This is a genomic window from Streptomyces sp. NPDC058534, assembly GCF_042717365.1.
Taxonomy (GTDB): Bacteria; Actinomycetota; Actinomycetes; order Streptomycetales; family Streptomycetaceae; genus Streptomyces.
Genome location: NZ_JBHXNW010000195.1, coordinates 1 through 1,148 on the forward strand (window position 1 = coordinate 1; position 1,148 = coordinate 1,148).

Genomic DNA, 1,148 nt, shown 5'->3' on the forward strand with positions numbered 1-1,148 from the left:
CCCGTCACGTCACGAAAGTCGGTAACACCCGAAGCCGGTGGCCCAACCCCTTGTGGGAGGGAGCTGTCGAAGGTGGGACTGGCGATTGGGACGAAGTCGTAACAAGGTAGCCGTACCGGAAGGTGCGGCTGGATCACCTCCTTTCTAAGGAGCAATAGCCGACTGCAGGCAAACGTCCTGCACGGTTGCTCATGGGTGGAACGTTGACTATTCGGCACGGTCGACTTGAAGGATCACTAGTACTGCTTCGGCGTGGAACGTGAGTCTGGAGAGGGAACTGTGCCGGGCACGCTGTTGGGTATCTGAGGGAATGAACCCTCAGTTGCCGGCCCCAGTGCACTCGGGATGTTGATCTCGGGGTGATGGGTGGTTGGTCGTTGTTTGAGAACTGCACAGTGGACGCGAGCATCTGTGGCCAAGTTTTTAAGGGCGCACGGTGGATGCCTTGGCACCAGGAACCGATGAAGGACGTGGGAGGCCACGATAGTCCCCGGGGAGTCGTCAACCAGGCTTTGATCCGGGGGTTTCCGAATGGGGAAACCCGGCAGTCGTCATGGGCTGTCACCCGCTGCTGAACACATAGGCAGTGTGGAGGGAACGCGGGGAAGTGAAACATCTCAGTACCCGCAGGAAGAGAAAACAACCGTGATTCCGGGAGTAGTGGCGAGCGAAACCGGATGAGGCCAAACCGTATACGTGTGAGACCCGGCAGGGGTTGCGTGTGCGGGGTTGTGGGATCTCTCTTTCACGGTCTGCCGGCCGTGGGACGAGTCAGAAACCGTTGATGTAGGCGAAGGACATGCGAAAGGTCCGGCGTAGAGGGTAAGACCCCCGTAGTCGAAACATCAGCGGCTCGTTTGAGAGACACCCAAGTAGCACGGGGCCCGAGAAATCCCGTGTGAATCTGGCGGGACCACCCGCTAAGCCTAAATATTCCCTGGTGACCGATAGCGGATAGTACCGTGAGGGAATGGTGAAAAGTACCGCGGGAGCGGAGTGAAATAGTACCTGAAACCGTGTGCCTACAAGCCGTGGGAGCGTCGGACATCAAGCTTGCTTGGTGTCTCGTGACTGCGTGCCTTTTGAAGAATGAGCCTGCGAGTTTGCGGTGTGTTGCGAGGTTAACCCGAGTGGGGAAGCCGTAGCGA

General features: G+C 58.2%; 2 rRNA genes. Both read left to right on the forward strand.

Annotation, left to right across the window (positions count from 1 at the left end):
- A 16S ribosomal RNA gene (locus ACFWR9_RS42730) occupies positions 1-144 on the forward strand; the annotation flags it as partial.
- 269 nt (positions 145-413) lie between these two features.
- Positions 414-1,148: ribosomal RNA gene (locus tag ACFWR9_RS42735) — 23S ribosomal RNA — on the forward strand; the annotation flags it as partial.